3 protein-coding genes are annotated in these 3,266 nt (G+C 32.2%); all 3 read left to right on the top strand.

Features of this window, described 5'->3' with window-relative positions:
• Positions 1-206: 206 nt before the first annotated feature.
• Positions 207-692 carry an amino acid-binding protein gene (locus Q0138_RS08635; RefSeq protein WP_297983462.1) on the top strand — a complete coding sequence of 162 codons (486 nt, stop codon included), beginning with the start codon at positions 207-209 and terminating at the stop codon, positions 690-692.
• A gap of 12 nt (positions 693-704) precedes the next feature.
• Positions 705-1,721, top strand: a complete 1,017-nt coding sequence (locus tag Q0138_RS08630; RefSeq protein ID WP_297983460.1) for a homoserine dehydrogenase — start codon at positions 705-707, stop codon at positions 1,719-1,721.
• A gap of 217 nt (positions 1,722-1,938) precedes the next feature.
• The gene (locus Q0138_RS08625; protein ID WP_297983457.1) at positions 1,939-3,147 is read left to right on the top strand and encodes a cofactor-independent phosphoglycerate mutase; all 1,209 of its coding nucleotides are present in this window, start codon (positions 1,939-1,941) and stop codon (positions 3,145-3,147) included.
• The last annotated feature ends 119 nt before the right edge of the window (positions 3,148-3,266 follow it).

Here is a 3,266-nt window from a genome sequence, read left to right as displayed (position 1 = left end):
AATCCTGAAGCAGACAGAATAGTTGTTGAAAAAGAAAAAAATCCTATATTATTTGCTAAAATTTTTTTATCAAAAACTAAATTAGAGCATGGTATAACATTAAAATTAATTTGTTTTATACTAGTTTTTAATATCGTTTTTATCAAATTTAAATTAATTTAAAAAAAAGAAGTCTAATTTTAATTTAAATCAAAGAGATGAATATTATGAGAATGAATTTAATTCTTGAAATATTGGATGTTCCTGGACAATTAGTTTCTGTTTTAAGTCCAGTTGGAGAACTTGGAGCTAATTTGGTAACAATTATACATCAAAGGGAAACTAAAAATGAGGAAGGTAGAATCCCTATTCAAATTACATTGGAAGGGGAAAGAGAAAACTTACAGGCTGTACTTGACAAATTCAATGAAATGAACCTTTCTGTAATTAAAGTTGATGATGCGGTTAAAAAAGAAAAGTTAAGTACAATTCTCTATGGACACATTATTGACACTGATTTAAGGGATACAGTAGATAAAATCAATGCTGTAGATGGTTTGGTTGTAAGTGATTTACAATTGAAATTAGATGGAGAACTTAAATCCACTGCATTAATAACCATTGAATTGGATCTCGGTAAAAGGGAAATAGCATTTAATAAGATTATGGAAATAGCTGAAGAAAAGGACTTTGTTGTTATTGATGAGGTATAGGCAGGTGTTAAAATGGATGAATGTAAACTTATTATCTTAGGATTTGGCGCTGTTGGTCAAGGTGTAGCTAATGCAATAGCGCTTAAAAAAGAAATGATTAAGGACAAATTTGGTGTAAGTTTAAAGATTGTGGCAGCTGCAGACTCTTCCACATCCGCTATCTGTGAAGATGGACTTGATGAGGAATTATTGGTTCAAACCAAAAATGAAACAGGCAAACTAATCAATTATCCAGAATATGGTAGTGAAATTGCAGGAATCGAAGTTTTGGATGCAGTCGATTATGATATGCTTATTGAAGTGACTCCAACAAATATTGTTGATGCTGAACCTGCAAAATCTCTAACATTAAAGGCATTTGCAGATGGAAAGGATGTTGTAACCTCAAACAAGGGTCATTTGGCTTTATTCTATAAGGAAATCATTGAAGCTCAAAAAGAGGCAGGGGTTGAATTTAAGTTTGAGGCATCAGTTGGCGGTGCAATGCCTATAATTAACTTATGTCAGGAAACTCTTGCAAGCTGCGGAATCAGTTCCATAAAGGGAATCCTGAATGGAACAACCAATTATATCCTATCCAGAATGACTTCAGAAGGCATGAGCTATGAGAATGTTTTAAGGGAATCTCAGGAATTGGGAATTGCAGAAACCGACCCTACACAGGATGTTGAAGGTATAGATGCAGCATGTAAGGTTGTTATTTTAGCAAATTCAGTATTGGGAATCGATGCTACTTATGATGATGTTGAAGTTAGAGGCATTTCCAATGTTTCACTTGAGGCGATTGACCTTGCGAAAGAGGAAGGTTATTATGTAAAGCTTATTGGAGAGGTTTCTGAAAATAAATTGAAGGTATCTCCAAGACTTGTTAAGAAAAGCAGTCAATTTGCAATAGATGGAACTTTAAATTTGGCAACTGTAACAACAGACCTTGCTGATGACGTTACTGTTATGGGTAAAGGAGCAGGTTCTCTTGAAACCGCTTCAGCAATGCTTACAGATGTTATTAATATTATTAAAAACAAATAAATCATAAAATAAATTAACATTAAAACAAATAAATTATAAAATAAATTTAATTTATTTCTTTAATTCTTTATTTTTTTATTTATTTTTATTCAAATTATTAGGATTATATTAAATTATTTTAATTATTTTTATTCAAATTATTAAGATTATATTAAATCAATTTAATAAGATTTTATTCAATAACAATTAAAAAAAATATTTATTTAGGAGTTTTATAATGAAATATGTTATTGTAATTGAAGATGGAGCTAGTGACTATCCAATTGAAGAGATTGATGGTAAAACTCCACTTAAAGTAGCAAATAAACCAGTTTTAGATAGAATAGCTCGTGAAGGAAAGACTGGATTAATTCAAAATGTACCTGAAAGTCTTCCTCCAGGTTCAGATGTTGCCAATATGAGCATATTCGGATATAATCCATTATCCTACTATACAGGACGCGGACCATTGGAAGCAGCTAGTATGGGGGTTGAAACAAAGGATGGAGATGTGGTTTTCCGTTGCAATACAATTACAGAAAAGGACGGATTGATGGCCAGTTCAAATGCTGGACACATCAGCTCTGAAGAGGCAGCTGAACTTATGGAAGCACTTAATGATTACTTCACTGAAAAATATCCTGACTTTAAGGGAAGATTTTATCCTGGAGTAAGTTATAGACACTTATTTGTTTATAATGATTTGGAAAATGCGGAAAAATTAGCAAAAATGGATATGGTTCCTCCCCATGACTTTGTAGGTGGAACAATTGCTGATAAAATTGAATTCGAATCCTTTGCAGACGAGGTTAAATCAATAATGTTAGAATCCAAGGAAGCTTTGGAAAATCATCCTGTAAATAAAAAAAGAATTGAGGAAGGAAAGGAACCTTGTAATATGGTATGGTTCTGGGGTCAAGGAACAATGCCAGACATGCCTCAAATGAAGGACACTTATGGTTTAAAAGGTTCTGTAATTACTGGAGTTGACCTTATTAAGGGTTTAGGTGTTTGTACAGGCTGTACAAATATTGATGTTCCTGGAGCAACCGCTTTCTTTGACACTGATTATAATGCAAAAGGCCAATATGCAGTTAATGCATTAAAGGACAATGACATTGTTATTGTACATATTGAAGCCCCAGATGAAGCGGGACATGCAAAGGACTTAAAAGAAAAGATTAGAGGAATTGAAAATATTGACAAGCATATTTTAGCTCCTTTAATGGAAGCTCTTCCTGAATATGGGGACTTTAAAATAGCTGTTTTGCCAGATCATCCAACTCCAATTGACATTGGTACCCATACAAGAGATATGGTCCCTATTGCAATCTATTCATCTAATGGTGAAGCTGACGCTGTTGAGGTATATGATGAAGACAGCGTTAAGGATGGTGCACTTGGTGAAATGGTAGGATGTAATTTACTTAAATTATTATTAGAATAATTATATTCTAATTCCTATTTTTCTTTTTTTATTTTAATAATTTTATGAAGAAGTATATTCAAATACCTTTTTTTCTTTTTTTTATTTTAATAATTTTATGAAGAAGTATATTCAAATAC

Source organism: uncultured Methanobrevibacter sp. (assembly GCF_937906425.1).
Taxonomy (GTDB): domain Archaea; phylum Methanobacteriota; class Methanobacteria; order Methanobacteriales; family Methanobacteriaceae; genus Methanobrevibacter.
This window is presented reverse-complemented; position numbering and strand designations above follow the sequence as displayed.

Bases quoted from the DNA above. Each gene is read 5' to 3' on its own strand.
- Q0138_RS08635 (WP_297983462.1), top strand. From the start codon at position 207: ATGAGAATGAATTTAATTCTTGAAATATTGGATGTTCCTGGACAATTA.
- Q0138_RS08630 (WP_297983460.1), top strand. From the start codon at position 705: ATGGATGAATGTAAACTTATTATCTTAGGATTTGGCGCTGTTGGTCAA.
- Q0138_RS08625 (WP_297983457.1), top strand. From the start codon at position 1,939: ATGAAATATGTTATTGTAATTGAAGATGGAGCTAGTGACTATCCAATT.